The sequence below is a fragment of the Arthrobacter sp. Bi26 genome (assembly GCF_918697925.1).
Lineage (GTDB): Bacteria > Actinomycetota > Actinomycetes > Actinomycetales > Micrococcaceae > Arthrobacter.
The window spans coordinates 1-14,333 of the sequence record NZ_CAKKMF010000043.1; the positions used below are offsets into that span (position 1 = coordinate 1).

Here is a 14,333-nt window from a genome sequence, read left to right on the forward strand (position 1 = left end):
GGGCACGGGCCCTGGCACGCAGCCGCACGACGCCCGGAGGACCAGGTCCACAGGGAACGTCCTGTTCCGGGTGGGAGACACGCCGTCCGAGTCGATGAGCGCCTCGACGGCGGCCTCGGCCATCGCCTGCACGGGCTGTGCCACGGTGCTCAGCGGTGGCCAGCTGTACTCCGCCTCGGCCGAGCCGTCGAAGGAGAAGACGGCCAGGTCCTCGGGAATCCGCAGGCCGGCCTCCTGCACTGCGCGCAGCAGGCCGACAGCCTGCAGGTCGGAGCTGACAAACACCGCGGTGGGCCGGTCCGCGGCGGCGAGCAGCCGCTGCCCGGCCCGGTAGCCGCCTTGGCGGTCGAAGTCGCAACGCACAATCGGCCCTTCCGGGAGCCCCGCCTCCGCGAGCCCCTGCTGCCAGCCGATCTCGCGCCCGTCCAGATCATTGCCGACGTTCATGCCCATGACCAGCGCGATCTTGCGGTGCCCGTGGCCCACAAGGTGTTCAACGGCGCGCCGGGAGCCTTCCTGCAGTTCCACGCCGACAGAGTTGAAGCCGGGCACCTCGCTGCTGTGGTTCAGCAGCACGGCAGGGATCTCCGAATGCTCAAGCTCTGTCAGGTCGGGTTCGAACAGCACGCTGGAGAGGAAGACGCCGTCCACGCGGCGGCTCGCGAGGTTCCGGACCTGGCGGCGTTCGTTGGCCGCTGATCCGCCCGAGTTGGCCAGCAGCAGCGCGTAGCCGCGCGCCGCTGCGGCTTCCTCCACGGCGTGGGCCAGGGCGGCGAAGAAGGGGTTGGTGGTATCCGCGACCACCATGCCGAGCATTTCACTCGAGCCCAGTTTCAGTGCCCTCGCCGCGGCGTTCGGCCGGTACCCGAGGGCGCTGATGGCCTCACGCACTTTCGCGGCCGTCGCCGGGGAGACCCGTTTGGGGCCATCGTTCACCACATAACTGACGACGGCGGTGCTGACACCTGCCAGCCGGGCCACGTCTTTGCGGGTGATCGTGGGCCTGGCGGGGGCTGGCGAATGTGGCACAGTGACCATGCTACCGCCGGAGTTCCCCGGCAAAGCCTTCCTCGTTGGGTCCCTGTGCGGGCAGCTTGGCCGGGGCGTCGCCGTGGTCCGGCACGGGCAACCGCTCACCGCCGCGGAGGGCGGATTCATGCGCCACGATGCCCGGGAGGGTGTAGCGGGCGGCTTCCCAGGCGTTGACGGGCGGGAGCGTTCCGGTGGCGACGGCTGTGGCGAAGTCGTCCACCAGGAAGTGGTGGCTTCCCTCGTGCCCGTTGTGAAGTCCGCGGAACTCGGCGGGGAGCCTGCCGGCGTCGTGCACGGGTGCCATGCCGGAGGTGAAGGCGTCCCGCAGGGCCGGGGCGACGCCGGCCAGCGAAGGATCGTCGGCAGCGAGCGTGGCCCCGGTGGCCAGTTCCGCGCTGACGTCGGTCACGGACTCCTTGTCCTGCCACACACTGACCGTGGCCAGCTGCTCGAAGCTGGCGTCCGTGCCGAAGTACCGGAAGCGGCTTTCGCGCAGGTGGGAGGGGTAGCCGACGCGGCGCATCTCGTTGATGCGCATGGACCCGCCGGTTGAGAGTTCGAACAGCGCGGTGGCATTGGAGAAGTCGTTGCCGAACATGCTGACGTCCTTGTCGAACACGCCGTCGCCGCGCTCGTCGGAGACGCCAATGCAGCTGACGCTGACGGCATGGCCGCCGATTGCGCCCAGTACGCCGCCGGTGGAGTGGGTCGGATACAGCATGGGCGGGTAGCTGGCGGTGCGCTTCCAGTCCTCCCCGCCGCTGTACTGGTAGGCCTCGTAGAAGCCAAGGTCCATGTCATGGACGTAGTCGCCCTCGGCATAGAAAATGCGACCAAATGCGCCTTCGGCCCTGCGCTTGCGGGCATACACCGTGGCGGGGTTGTAGTAGCTCGTCTCGCCCATCATGTAGGTCAGGCCCGTGTCGCGGACGGCGTCGATGATCTGGGCGATCTCGTCCTCACTGATGGCCATCGGTACTGCCGAGTAGACGTGCTTGCCCGCGCGGAGCGCCTGCAGCACCAGGGGCCCGTGCGTCCAGCGCTGGGTGAAGATCGCCACGGCGTCCAGGCCGCTGTCGAGCATGGCCTCGAAGCTGGGATAGGTCCCGGCCAGGCCCAGCCGCTCCCGGAGGGCCTCGGCCCGTTCCGGCAGGACGTCGGTGACATGGACTTCGGAAATGGCGGGGTGGGCGTCGAAGAGTTTGGCGAAGGCGCCTGCGAATTGTCCGGCGCCAACGATGCCTAGTGAGAACGTCATGCACGCAAGTTTCACACCAGCTTCTACTCGAGTCAATAGCTGATGATGAGCGGAAGTTTCCAGCCCGGAAACATGGAAGAAACTGTTGCGCATTGGAAAGTTACTCGTGTAGATTCATCCCCAGTTGTAATCCACGTCACAGCATCCACGTAACTGCGGAGGAACCACCAATGACCACCACAACTGCCCGCGGAGCCGCCCCGGCCCGCAAGGCGACCGGCACGGGAACGGGCAACGCTGCCCCCCGCCGCCGGCGCCGACCCCGGAGCGACCTGAAGGTTGCCCTTCTCTTCATCGCCCCGGCCCTGCTCGGCTTCGTGGCGTTCTACCTTGTGCCGAGCATCCGCGGCGTCTACCTCAGCTTCACCGAGTACAGCGTCTTGGGGGATCCCACCTGGATCGGGATCAAGAACTACACCGCGATCTTCGCGGACGATCTGTTCTGGAACGCCATGGCCGTCACGGTCCAGTACGTGGCATTGAACATCGGCTTCCAGACGGTGATCGCGCTCGGACTGGCCCTGCTGATGCACAACGTCGCCAAGTCCACGCTTATCCGCGGCGCCCTGCTGCTGCCCTTCCTCGTGGCCAACGTGATCGTCGCGCTGCTGTGGTTCTGGATGCTCGACTACCAGCTGGGAATCGTCAACGAGGTCATCAACTGGCTGGGCCTGCCGCGCATCGCCTTCTTCGGCAGCGAGCAATGGGCCATCCCCACCATCGCCGGCGTCAACGTCTGGCGCCACATGGGATACACGGCCCTGCTGATCTTCGCCGGCCTGCAGTCCATCCCCAACCACGTGTACGAGGTCGCCTCGCTCGACGGCGCCTCCCCGACCCGGACGTTCTGGAGCATCACGATGCCGCTCCTGCGCCCGGTGCTGGTGCTGGTCCTGGTGGTCACCGTGATCGGCTCCTTCCAGGTCTTCGACACCGTGGCAGTGACCACGGGTGGCGGCCCGATCAATGCCTCCCGCGTCATCCAGATGTACATCTACCAGAAGGCCTTCGGTGAATCCGACTTCGGCTACGCCTCGGCCCTGTCCGTCATTCTCTTCGTCATTCTCGCTCTTGTGGCCTTCGTCCAGATGAAGTTCCTCAAGGGCAACGAATCGGATCTGGACTAAGGAACCCCAGCCATGACTACCTCCGCCCCTTCCCGCAAGAAGCCCTCCGCCACCGTTCCCGCTCCCAGGAAGCCGGTTAACTGGCGCCGCGTCGGCGCCTGGACCCTCGTCGCCATCGCCGTCGTCGTGACGATCGCGCCGTTCCTCTGGATGCTCCGCACCGCACTGTCCAGCAACGCCTCCCTGGCCTCGAACGCCAGCAACCTGCTGCCGGCCGACTTCAGCCTCGGCGCCTTCAAGCGGGTCCTGGGGCTGCAGAGCCCCGAGGAAGCCATCGCCGAGGGCGGCTCCGGCGCCGCCATCAACTTCTGGCTGTACCTGCGCAACTCCGTCATCTTCGCCACCGTCACCACCGCCGGGCAGGTCTTCTTCAGCGCGATGGCCGCCTACGCCTTCTCCCGGCTCCGCTGGCCGGGCCGGAACGTGGTGTTCGGCCTGTTCCTGGCCACCATGATGGTCCCGCCGATCTTCACAGCCCTGCCCAACTTCCTGATGATCAAGAACCTCGGCCTGCTCAACACGTTCGCCGGTCTGGCCCTGCCGTTCCTGTTCATGACCCCCTTCGCCATCTTCTTCCTGCGCCAGTTCTTCCTCTCCATGTCCCGCGAGGTGGAAGAGGCCGCCATGCTCGACGGCGCCAAGCACGTGCGGATCTTCTTCCAGATCGTGCTCCCGAACGCCGCGGCCCCGCTGGCCACCCTGGCGCTGCTAACTTTCATCGGCCAGTGGAACGAGTACTTCTGGCCGCTGCTGGTGGGCCAGGACGAAAGTGTCCGCGTCCTCACCGTGGGTCTGGGCGTCTTCAAGTCCCAGTCCCCGCAGGGCGCCCCCGACTGGTCCGGCCTGATGGCCGCAACACTGATCGCGGCCCTGCCGGTCCTGCTGCTCTTCATCGCCTTCGGCAAGCGGGTGGTCAACTCCATCGGCTTCTCCGGCATCAAGTAACCCCGACCCAACACGCACTGCCCCGTCAACAAGCGTTCCCCTCAAAGAAGCACTTCCATGAAAGGTCCACCATGAAGAAGACCCTCGGCGCCGTCGCTGCCGCCGCAGCCATCGCAATCTCCCTCTCCGCCTGCGGCGGGTCCGCCCCGGCCTCCACCGAGGCCAAGGGCGAAATCAACTACTGGCTGTGGGACGCCAACCAGCTCCCGGCCTACCAGCAGTGTGCGGACGATTTCACCAAGGCCAACCCGGACATCAAGGTCAAGATCACCCAGCGCGGCTGGGACGACTACTGGACCACGCTGACCAACGGCTTCGTCGCCGGCACTGCCCCCGACGTCTTCACCAACCACCTCTCGAAGTACCCCGAGTACGCCGCGAAGAAGCAGCTGCTCTCCCTTGACGACGCAGTGGCCAAGGACGGCATCAAGCTGGAGAGCTACACCAAGGGACTCCCCGAGCTCTGGGTGGGCCAGGACGGCAAGCGCTACGGACTGCCCAAGGACTGGGACACCGTGGGCCTCTTCTACAACACGGCCATGACGGACTCCGCGGGCCTGACCGCCGAGCAGATGGCCAACCTGGACTGGAACCCGCAGGACGGCGGCAGCTACGAGAAGGCAATCGCGCACCTGACCGTGGACAAGAACGGCGTGCGCGGCGACGCGGCAGGTTTCGACAAGAACAACGTGGCCGTCTACGGCCTCGGTCTCGCCGGCAGCGGCTCCGGGCAGGGCCAGACCGAGTGGAGCTTCCTCAGCGCCACCACCGGCTGGAGCGCCACGGACAAGAACCCCTGGGGCACCAAGTTCAACTACGACGACCCCAAGTTCCAGGAAACCATCGCCTGGTGGGCCGGACTCGTAGAAAAGGGCTACATGCCCAAGCTCGAAACCACCGTCGGCGCCAGCCTGGCGGACAACTTCGGCGCCGGCAAGGCTGCCATCAACACCACCGGTGACTGGCTGATCGGCCAGTACAAGAGCTACAAGGGCGTGAAGACCGCGTTCGCCCCCACCCCGAAGGGCCCCGAGGGCAAGCGCGCCAGCATGTTCAACGGCCTGGCCGACTCCGTCTGGGCCGGCAGCAAGAACCCGGCCGCCTCAGTCAAGTGGGTCGAATACCTCGCCTCCACCGCCTGCCAGGACGTCGTAGCCTCCAAGGGCGTCGTGTTCCCGGCTCTCACCAGCTCCTCCGAGAAGGCAGCCGAAGCATTCAAGGCCAAGGGCACCGACGTCTCCGCCTTCACCACCCACGTCAAGGAAGGAACCACGTTCCTGTTCCCGATCGCGGATAAGGCAGCCAAGGTGGACGGCATCATGAAGCCGGCCATGGACGCCGTCCTCTCCGGCAAGAAGCCTGCCAGCTCCCTCACCGAGGCCAACAACCAGGTCAACGCCCTCTTCAAGTAAGCCTCTGAGGCCATAGCCGCCAGTAACGGCGGCGCCCGGTGCGCGGGATCCCGAGCCGGATCCCGCGCACCAGCACCTGACTTCCGCACAACTGAAAGCGAATCCCATGCACCCCGTGCACCTGCGTTCTGCCGGCACCAGCCTCCTGCTGGCCTTCGACTCCGGCGAGGCCGAGATCGTCCACTGGGGCGCCGACCTCGGCGAACACCTCCCCGACCTGGCGGTCCTCCGCGGGCCCGTCCCCCACTCCGCCCTCGACATCCCCGTCACCGCCGGGCTGCTCCCGCAGGCCTCCTCCGGCTGGGCCGGACGGCCGGGCCTGCGCGGGCACCGGAACGCCGACGGCGGACCCGGCCAGGACTTCTCGCCGGCCCTGCGGGTGGTGTCCGCCCAGATGCAGGAGGGCGGGCACGGGGTACTGATCATCCACCGGGATTCCGAGGCCGGACTGGAAATCAGTTCCGAGCTCACCCTTCACCCCGGCGGCCTCCTGGAGCTGGCGCACACGCTGACCAACAGCGGCACGGCCGAGTACCAGCTCGAGGAACTGGCCGCGGTGCTGCCGGTGCCGCGGGACGCCACGGAACTGCTCGACCTCACCGGCCGCTGGTGCCGCGAAAACCACCCGCAGCGGCACGCCGTCCAGCAGGGAACCTGGGTCCGCACCGGCCGGCACGGCCGGACCGGCCACGATTCCTCGCTGCTGGTGGCTGCCGGGTCCGCCGGCTTCTCCAACCGCCGGGGCCAGGTCTGGGCCACGCATTTCGGCTGGAGCGGCAACCACGAGCAGTACCTCGACAGCCTCGCCGACGGCCGGCGCATGCTCGGCGCCGCGGAGCTGCTCGGCTCCGGCGAAGTGGTGCTCCCCCCCGGCGGCAGCTACCGGACGCCGTCGCTCTTTGCCGCCTACTCCGGGCGCGGCCTGGACGGCATCACCGAGGCCTTCTACGACTGGTTCCGGGCCCGGCCGCAGCACGTGGACACCACGTCCGGGCGGGTCCGCCCGGTGGTGCTCAACACGTGGGAGGCCGTGTACTTTGACCATCGCCTCGAACCCCTGCTGGAACTCGCCGAATCGGCCGCCGGGCTCGGCGTGGAACGCTTCGTCCTCGACGACGGCTGGTTCCGCGGCCGCCGCGACGACCACGCGGGCCTCGGCGACTGGTACGTAGACGAGGGCCTGTGGCCCGACGGCCTCACCCCGCTGATCGACGCCGTCACCGGCCACGGCATGGAATTCGGCCTGTGGGTGGAGCCGGAGATGGTCAACCTGGACTCCGATGTCGCGCGCGAACACCCGGACTGGATCGTGGGCCCGTCGACGCTTTCGTACAAGGACGGCGGCCGGCTCGCGCACACCTGGCGCCACCAGCACGTCCTGGACCTCGCCAATCCGGAGGCCTGGCAGTACATCTACGACCGCCTCGACGCCCTGCTGCGCGAAAACACCATCGCCTACCTCAAGTGGGACCAGAACCGCGACCTCACCGAGCACGGCCGCGGCGGCCGCCCGTCCGTCCACGAACAAACGCTGGCCGCCTACCGCCTCTTCGACGCGCTCAAGGCAGCACACCCGGACGTGGAGATCGAAAGCTGCTCCTCCGGCGGGGCCCGCGTGGACCTCGGCATCCTGCAGCGCACCGACCGCGTGTGGGCCTCGGACTGCAACGACGCCTTGGAACGCCAGACCATCCAGCGCTGGACCCAGGCGATTCTGCCTCCGGAACTCGTCGGAGCGCATATCGGCCCGACCACCTCGCACACCACGGCCCGCACCCACGACATCTCCTTCCGCGCCATCACCGCACTCTTTGGCCACTTCGGCATGGAGTGGGACATCCGCGCGGCCACGAGCGAGGAGCGCGCCACGCTGCGCCGCGTGATTGCGCTGTACAAGCGCCACCGCGCCCTGATCCACTCCGGCAAGCGGGTAAACGCGGACACCGCCGAGCCCACCCTGAGTGTCCACGGTGTGGTTGCGCACGACGCCGGCGAGGCCCTGTTCGCTGCCGTGTCCCTCGCATCCTCTCCGGCTGAGGTCCCCGGGCAGGCCTCGCTGCCGGGCCTTGACCCGAAGCGGACCTACCGTGTCCGGGCCGAACTGCCGACACCCCTCGACGGCGACTACGCGCACTCCTTCTCTCAGATCCAGCCGCCGGCCTGGCTCGAAGACGGCGCCGTCGCGTCCGGCGCCTTCCTCCAGCACGTCGGCCTGCCCCTTCCCGTCCTGAACCCGGAGCACGCCCTGCTCCTGCACGTCCAGGCCCTCTGACCGCCCGGTCCCCACCCCTGAAGGAACCCCATGACCAGCATCATCAGCCGCAGCGACGCCCCGGCGTCGTTGTCCGCGGTCACCAGCACACGCCTCGCCGACGGGCGCGAGCTCCTGTATTTCGACGACACCACCCATCCCCGGCAGCGCCCCTCCAGGGACCGCCGCGAACTACCCGAACGCGGCCCGTCAGGGGAAATCCGCTACGACGCGCTGACCGGGGACTGGGTGGCGGTCGCCGCGCACCGGCAACACCGGACGCACCTTCCGCCGGCGGACGAATGCCCGCTGTGCCCGAGCACGGACGCGCGGCCGTCGGAGATCCCGGCCGCGGATTACGACGTCGCCGTGTTTGAAAACCGCTTCCCGTCGCTCGGCCCGGATTTCGCCGCGGCCCCGGCAGCGCCGGGCTGGGGAAGCCGCGGGCTCGCCGGCGGCCGGTGCGAGGTCGTGGCCTTCACGCCCGAGCACACGGGAACGTTCGCCGCCCTCAGCACCCGGCGCGTGCGCACGGTGATCGACGCCTGGGCCCACCGGACCGAGGCACTGAGCGCCCTGCCCGGCGTGGCGCAGGTGTTCTGCTTCGAGAACCGCGGCCAGGACATCGGCGTGACACTGCACCACCCGCACGGCCAGATCTACGCCTACCCCTATGTCACGCCCCGGGCCGCCGTGATGGCCGCGGCCGCCGGCCGGTTCCATGAGGCAGCGGGAGGGACGGCCACCCTGACCGGAAGCATTGTGGCCAGCGAACGGGCCGACGGCGCCCGGATGGTGGTGGAGGGCGAGTTCTTCAGCGCCTACGTGCCGTTCGCGGCGCGCTGGCCGCTGGAAATCCATCTCGTCCCGCACCGCCAGGTTCCTGACCTGGCGGCCTTGAACGGCGCCGAACGCGACGAGCTCGCCGTCCTGTACCCGGAGCTCCTGGGCCGGCTGGACGCCCTGTACGGCAGCCCGACGCCGTATATCAGCGCCTGGCACCAGGCCCCCCTTGACCCGGTGCTGCGCCGGTCCGGCTACCTGCACCTGCAGCTCACCTCGCCCCGGCGGGCCGCAGACAAACTCAAGTTCCTCGCCGGCTCCGAGGCCGCCATGGGCGCCTTCATCAACGACACCACGCCCGAAGAGGTCGCCGCCCGGCTCCGGGACGCCAGAACGGGAGCACGATGACCACCACCGACACCACAAGAACGGGCCCGGCGGACGCGCTGGCCGGCGCCTTCGCCGGCCTCTTCGGCCGGCACCCCGACGGCGTATGGCAGGCACCGGGACGGGTCAACCTGATCGGCGAGCACACGGACTACAACGAGGGACTCGTCCTGCCTTTCGCCATCAACCGCAGCACCACCGTGGCCGTGGCAGCCCGGGACGACCGCACCGTGCGCCTGGCTTCCGGGTTCCCGGACGCTGAACCCGCAGAATTCGATCTCGACACGTTCACCCCGGACCAGGCTGCGGGCTGGTCCGCTTATCCGGCCGGCGTGGCCTGGGAGCTGGAACGCGCCGGGGTCACGGTGCCGGGCTTTGACCTGTTTGTGTCCTCCGATGTACCAGTAGGGGCCGGGCTGTCCTCCTCCGCAGCCCTGGAGTGCGCCGTCGCCCTGGCCCTGTCCGATCTCACCGGAGCCGGCCTGGGCCGCGCCGAATTGGCGGATATAGGGCGGCGTGCCGAGAACAACGTCGTCGGCGCACCCACCGGCATTATGGACCAGTCTGCCTCGATGCTCGGCACCAAGGATTGCGCCGTCTACCTGGACTGCCGTGACCTCAGCTCCCGCCCGGTACCGCTCGGCCTGGAGGAAGCCGGGCTTCTCTGCCTGGTCATCGACACCAAGGTCTCGCACGCCCACGCCAGCGGCGGGTATGCCGAGCGCCGGGCCTCCTGCGTCCGGGGCGCCCGGGCCATGGGCGTGGGCACCCTTCGCGACCTCGGCGCCGCCGATCTGCCCAGTGCCGAGCGGATCCTCGACGAGAAGACGTTCCGCCGGGTCCGGCACATCGTCACCGAGAACGCACGGGTCGCCCGGACCGCGGAACTGCTCGGGACCCTTGGGCCGCTGGCCATCGGGGAACTCCTGGACGCCAGCCACCGCTCCATGCGGGACGACTTCGAGATCTCCTGCCCGGAACTGAACCTGGCCGTTGACGCCGCCCGCACCAACGGGGCCATCGGGGCCCGGATGACCGGCGGCGGGTTCGGCGGCTCGGCCATCGCCCTGGTTCCGGTCAACGACGCCGATCGGGCCCGGTCCGCGGTCCTTGCCGGCTTCGCCGCCCGTGGGCTGCCGGCACCGGACGTCTTCGCCGTCCTGCCGGCAGAGGGGGCGCGGCGGCTGTGATCAGCCCGGCGGCCGGGTGGTCAACGTCCGTAGCCGGCGCGTGAGGATGTCCGCCCGTGCAGCGCGGCCGCGGCCCAGGCGGACATCAGCAGTGCCACCAACAGCAGCCCGGCGTCGCCCAGGTCCACGGACCCGAGCCAACTGGTCAGCGGGTCGCCAAGCCCGAACACCTGGTGAAGGGCACCGGCCAGGGTGATGACCGCAATGAAGAGGGCGGAAACAGCAGAAATGCCCGTAATAACGGCATTGAAGCCAAGTTTGCGCCGCGGATCCGTCAGGGCCGAACGGTACATCCGCATCATGGCCACGCCGTTGATGGTGTCGCACAGCGTCATGGCGGCCGCGAAGGCCAGCGGAAGGGCCAGCAGCGCGAGCGGGGAAACGCCGGCCAGGGAAGCCGCCGTCGCCATGACCAGCAGCCCGATGGTGGTGGCGGTATCGAAACCCAGCCCGAAGAGGAATCCGATCACGTAGATGTTCCTGGGATGTTGGACCCGGGCCAGCGGACGCGCGAGCAGCCGGGTCACGAAGCCCTTCGCGGCAAGGTCCTCGTGGGAGATCGCGGCACCATTGCGCGCACCGCGGTACACCTTGAGTGTCCGGAGGAAGGCGGAGCCGTTGAAGGCGCCCATGGCCAGCAGGAACAGCCCCGATATCCCGCTGCCGACCAGCCCCAGCAGCAGGTTCCCGGCAGTCCCCTCCACCATGAAATTCTCCACCAGCGAGGCTCCCGCCACCACGAGCACCCCGGCCAGGACCACCACGGAACTGTGGCCCAGGCTGAAGGCGAAGCCCACGCTGACTGGATCGCGGTGCTGGGCCGCGAACTTCCGGGTGGAGTTATCGATCGCGGCGAGGTGGTCCCAGTCGTAGCTGTGTTTCACCCCCGCCAGGTAGGCCGTCAGGACCAGTCCGATCCCCAGCGGCGGTCCGCCCCCGGCCGCACCGGCCACCAGGAGCACGACGGCGGCGGCGTGCAGTGCGGCCACCGCGCCGAAGGTCACCAGCAGCCGAGTCCTCAGCGGCAGGTGCGCCCGCCGGCGGTAGAGCCGGTACAGCGCCGTCATCTGCCCGATCGCGGCCATCAGTACTTCCTCAGATCCAGCGGATCCTGGCCGTACCAGCGTTTGCGCAGCAGGGCCGTGGCGGCTCCAGCAACGCGCTGGAGTTCCTCCGTGCTGTTGGAGAGCGATCTCAGCACCAGCCCGGCCGTTCCCAGCACGGCGGCCGTGAGCGAAATGCCGGTGTGGGCGCCGAACCCCGCCGTGATCTCGTGGAGTTCGTCGGCGAGGGCCTGGTCCACGCGCGGGTCCACCACGATCAGCGACCCCAGATGGCTGAAGCCCTCCATGAACGCCATACCGGTGACATCGCCCAGGGACGGGCGGAGGAGCACGTTGTCCAGGGCCAGCAGCCCGGCCGCGCCCCCGGACTCGACCCGTATCTCGGTCCGCAACCGCAGCTCCTCGTACCGGAACGAGTCGCCGTCCGGCGACCACCCCGGGGTGATAATTTCGGCCATGATCAGGCTCGACGACGGCCGCACCGTCACGCGGGTATTCTGTCGGTAGCTGGCCTCCCGGTAGGCGATCACCTGGTCCGGGGCGAACTCCAACCGCGCCCCCTCCCCAAGCCGCAGCCTCATCCGCTGCTCGGCGAAGGATCCAGGAGTCCGGTAGATCTTGGTGGCCGACTGCGTAGCGAGCAGCAACTCCGCCCCGTCCGCCACCTCCACATCAATCACATAAAGATCAGCCCCCAAATAGGCCCCACCCGGATTCACAATGACATAACAAACCTGCCCGGAGTCATCCAAGTAGTGCGGCCGCAAAACCCTCAAGGCCCCCCGATGGAACTGATGCGACGCCACAGACTTTCCCGCACGTTCAGTGACGACGAGTTCGAGCTCCCCCATCGGTTCCCGGACGCTCTGGTTGGCTCCGGCGGCTTCACCGGAGTTGGGGCCGTGCCCGTCTCCAACCGCTCCCAACTCTCGCAAGCTCGAGCCGGGGCCCTCGCGGTAGTGGGCCCCCCGCGGTGCCCACCACGCCGCGGCCCCAAAATCCGGCCTCGCCGCCTCAGCGATCAGCTCGCCAGGATTCAGCCCCAGTGCGCTCATGACGCCAGGTCGAGCATCAGGACGTCGCGCCGCACCCATTCGATGACGCGCTCCAGCCCTTCGTCGGTCTTGAGGTTCGTGAAGCAGAACGGCTTCTCGCCCCTGAATTCGCGAGAGTCCCGTTCCATGACGGAGAGGTCCGCGCCCACGTGCGGCGCGAGGTCGGTTTTGTTGATGATGAAGAGGTCGGACTTGATCATGCCCTGGCCGCCCTTGCGCGGGATTTTCTCGCCCTGGGCCACGTCGATGATGTAGATGGAGAAGTCCACCAGTTCGGGGCTGAAGGTGGCGGAGAGGTTATCGCCGCCGGATTCCACAAAGATCACCTGCAGATCCGGGTGCCGCTTCTTCAGCTCCTCGATGGCCGCCGTGTTCATGGAGGTGTCCTCGCGGATGGCGGTGTGCGGGCAGCCGCCGGTTTCGACGCCGATGATCCGGTCCAGCGGGAGGATCCCGTTGGCGGCGAGGATCTTGGCGTCCTCGATCGTGTAGATGTCGTTGGTGATGGCCGCCATGGAGATGTCCCGGCTCATGTGGCGGGTGAGGCGCTCCACCAACTGGGTCTTGCCAGCACCCACCGGGCCGCCGATGCCGATCTTGACGGGCTCAGACATATTCTTCTCCAGACATATTTCTTGAAGCATTTTGCGTACAGATCAGTTAGCTCATGAACATGCGGGCGCGCTGGCGTTCGTGCCGCATCTGCGAAATTTCGAGTCCGGGGCTGACGGCCCCAAAGTCGTCAGGCGTGAGGTGGCCGGCGCGCTCGGCCGCGGCCGCGACGTCGTCGGCCGCCTTCCGCAGGAGCCGCTGGCCGGCGTTCTGCCCCAGCGGAATTGCCCGCACCGCGTTCTGAGTCAACGACGTGACCGTAGCGAACAAGTACGCGCCCAAGGCATCGCCGAGCGGGACAGCCAGGGATCGGGCGATCACAGCAAACGCCAACGGCTGGTGTCCGGCGGCACGGCCGGAAGTCACCAGTTCCCGGTACTCGGCCAGTGCAGGGGACGGAAAAATCTCGGCCCCGATCTCCAGCAGCCGGTTCCCCATCTTGATGCTGGCCTCGCGCAGCTGCCGCGGAAGGAGCTGAGCAGTCATCAACGCATCGAGTTCGGCAACAGAAACACCCTCATACAGGAACCGGATGGCCAGAGCATCCGAGTAGGTGAGCTGCTGCGAAATGAACGCAGCCAGCCACACCCAAAAGCTAGCTTCATCCCGCACCAGCCCGCGCTCAATATAAGTCTCAAACCCAAGCGAGTGAGCAAACGCCCCGGTAGGCAGCGCAGAATCCGTCAGCTGCTGCAAGGCCAACTGGTAGGACGCGGAACTAGTGGCTGTGTTCGGCATGGCGGAAGGGGACGGGCATCACGCGCTCCTGGCGGTCGTAGGGCGCTCCGACGTGTTTCAGGTAGTCCTCGACGGTGTGGTCGTACTGGCAGACCATCACCTCTGCCCCATACTCCGAGGACGCGTCGAAAAACTGGGCCTGCAAGTGGCGGTTGCCCAGGGAATGCGCCACCACGCCCATCTCATGGATGGAGCGCGGGGCGATCACCAGGACATCTGTAGGCAGCACCGACACCACGATCATGTTGGTTCCGGCCACGTGCAGGATGTCGCCGTCGCGCAGGTCCCCGGAACCGGTGGGGAGGCGGATGCCGAGTTCCTTCCCGTGGTCGGTGGTGACGCGCTGGATGCGCTTGACCAGCTGGGCGCTGGGCAGCACCACTTTTTCCCGGTGAAGCCCTATATACGGGTCCGGGCCGGGAGGGAGGTCGTGGGTGTTGCCGAGGACCTTTTCAATGATCATGGTCGTCTCCTCTGGA

The 14,333-nt window shown here is 67.9% G+C and carries 13 protein-coding genes; 6 read left to right on the forward strand and 7 right to left on the reverse strand.

The annotated features are described in order from the left end of the window. Positions 1 to 1,038 (reverse strand): LacI family DNA-binding transcriptional regulator (locus tag LQV16_RS12680; protein ID WP_229994248.1); only part of this gene is annotated, 1,038 nt, incomplete at its 3' end. Position 1,039: 1 nt separating this feature from the next. Then, positions 1,040 to 2,290: a Gfo/Idh/MocA family oxidoreductase gene (locus tag LQV16_RS12685; protein WP_229994249.1), complete on the reverse strand. Its 1,251-nt coding sequence runs from the start codon at positions 2,288 to 2,290 to the stop codon at positions 1,040 to 1,042. A gap of 170 nt (positions 2,291 to 2,460) precedes the next feature. Between LQV16_RS12685 and LQV16_RS12690 the strand changes: the two genes are divergently transcribed. From LQV16_RS12690 to galK, 6 genes are all read left to right on the forward strand, one after another. Further along, positions 2,461 to 3,417, forward strand: a complete 957-nt coding sequence (locus tag LQV16_RS12690; protein WP_229994250.1) for a sugar ABC transporter permease — start codon at positions 2,461 to 2,463, stop codon at positions 3,415 to 3,417. A gap of 12 nt (positions 3,418 to 3,429) precedes the next feature. After that, a complete protein-coding gene (locus LQV16_RS12695) occupies positions 3,430 to 4,362 on the forward strand; it encodes a carbohydrate ABC transporter permease (RefSeq protein ID WP_229994251.1) in 933 nt (310 codons plus the stop codon). Positions 4,363 to 4,433: 71 nt separating this feature from the next. Continuing rightward, positions 4,434 to 5,774 (forward strand): sugar ABC transporter substrate-binding protein, encoded by a 1,341-nt coding sequence (locus LQV16_RS12700; protein ID WP_229994252.1) that lies wholly within the window; start codon positions 4,434 to 4,436, stop codon positions 5,772 to 5,774. Between the two features lie 106 nt (positions 5,775 to 5,880). Then, positions 5,881 to 8,046, forward strand: a complete 2,166-nt coding sequence (locus LQV16_RS12705; RefSeq protein WP_229994253.1) for an alpha-galactosidase — start codon at positions 5,881 to 5,883, stop codon at positions 8,044 to 8,046. A gap of 69 nt (positions 8,047 to 8,115) precedes the next feature. After that, complete coding sequence (galT, locus tag LQV16_RS12710) at positions 8,116 to 9,216, forward strand: galactose-1-phosphate uridylyltransferase (RefSeq protein ID WP_229994284.1); 1,101 nt, start codon at positions 8,116 to 8,118, stop codon at positions 9,214 to 9,216. After that, positions 9,213 to 10,385: a galactokinase gene (gene galK, locus LQV16_RS12715; protein ID WP_229994254.1), complete on the forward strand. Its 1,173-nt coding sequence runs from the start codon at positions 9,213 to 9,215 to the stop codon at positions 10,383 to 10,385. The genes galT and galK overlap by 4 nt, the downstream gene beginning before the upstream one ends. Positions 10,386 to 10,405: 20 nt before the next feature. On the opposite strand, the gene LQV16_RS12720 is transcribed toward galK, so the two are convergent. From LQV16_RS12720 to ureE, 5 genes are all read right to left on the reverse strand, one after another. After that, positions 10,406 to 11,452 carry a nickel transporter gene (locus LQV16_RS12720; RefSeq protein ID WP_229994285.1) on the reverse strand — a complete coding sequence of 349 codons (1,047 nt, stop codon included), beginning with the start codon at positions 11,450 to 11,452 and terminating at the stop codon, positions 10,406 to 10,408. 17 nt (positions 11,453 to 11,469) lie between these two features. Further along, a complete protein-coding gene (locus tag LQV16_RS12725) occupies positions 11,470 to 12,300 on the reverse strand; it encodes an urease accessory protein UreD (protein ID WP_290369372.1) in 831 nt (276 codons plus the stop codon). A gap of 200 nt (positions 12,301 to 12,500) precedes the next feature. Continuing rightward, positions 12,501 to 13,118 carry an urease accessory protein UreG gene (gene ureG / locus LQV16_RS12730; protein WP_229994256.1) on the reverse strand — a complete coding sequence of 206 codons (618 nt, stop codon included), beginning with the start codon at positions 13,116 to 13,118 and terminating at the stop codon, positions 12,501 to 12,503. Between the two features lie 46 nt (positions 13,119 to 13,164). Next, complete coding sequence (locus tag LQV16_RS12735) at positions 13,165 to 13,854, reverse strand: urease accessory protein UreF (protein ID WP_229994257.1); 690 nt, start codon at positions 13,852 to 13,854, stop codon at positions 13,165 to 13,167. Next, on the reverse strand, positions 13,835 to 14,317 hold the full coding sequence (gene ureE, locus LQV16_RS12740; protein WP_229994258.1) for an urease accessory protein UreE: 483 nt from the start codon (positions 14,315 to 14,317) through the stop codon (positions 13,835 to 13,837). Before ureE ends, LQV16_RS12735 begins: the two co-directional genes overlap by 20 nt. Positions 14,318 to 14,333: the final 16 nt, after the last annotated feature.

What these genes read in the sequence shown, in the direction of transcription:
- LQV16_RS12725 (WP_290369372.1), bottom strand. Translation starts at nt 12,300, where the DNA reads ATGGGGGAGCTCGAACTCGTCGTCACTGAACGTGCGGGAAAGTCTGTG.
- LQV16_RS12685 (WP_229994249.1), bottom strand. Translation starts at nt 2,290, where the DNA reads ATGACGTTCTCACTAGGCATCGTTGGCGCCGGACAATTCGCAGGCGCC.
- LQV16_RS12700 (WP_229994252.1), top strand. Translation starts at nt 4,434, where the DNA reads ATGAAGAAGACCCTCGGCGCCGTCGCTGCCGCCGCAGCCATCGCAATC.
- LQV16_RS12720 (WP_229994285.1), bottom strand. Translation starts at nt 11,452, where the DNA reads ATGACGGCGCTGTACCGGCTCTACCGCCGGCGGGCGCACCTGCCGCTG.
- LQV16_RS12690 (WP_229994250.1), top strand. Translation starts at nt 2,461, where the DNA reads ATGACCACCACAACTGCCCGCGGAGCCGCCCCGGCCCGCAAGGCGACC.
- LQV16_RS12705 (WP_229994253.1), top strand. Translation starts at nt 5,881, where the DNA reads ATGCACCCCGTGCACCTGCGTTCTGCCGGCACCAGCCTCCTGCTGGCC.
- ureG (WP_229994256.1), bottom strand. Translation starts at nt 13,118, where the DNA reads ATGTCTGAGCCCGTCAAGATCGGCATCGGCGGCCCGGTGGGTGCTGGC.
- LQV16_RS12735 (WP_229994257.1), bottom strand. Translation starts at nt 13,854, where the DNA reads ATGCCGAACACAGCCACTAGTTCCGCGTCCTACCAGTTGGCCTTGCAG.
- LQV16_RS12695 (WP_229994251.1), top strand. Translation starts at nt 3,430, where the DNA reads ATGACTACCTCCGCCCCTTCCCGCAAGAAGCCCTCCGCCACCGTTCCC.
- galK (WP_229994254.1), top strand. Translation starts at nt 9,213, where the DNA reads ATGACCACCACCGACACCACAAGAACGGGCCCGGCGGACGCGCTGGCC.
- ureE (WP_229994258.1), bottom strand. Translation starts at nt 14,317, where the DNA reads ATGATCATTGAAAAGGTCCTCGGCAACACCCACGACCTCCCTCCCGGC.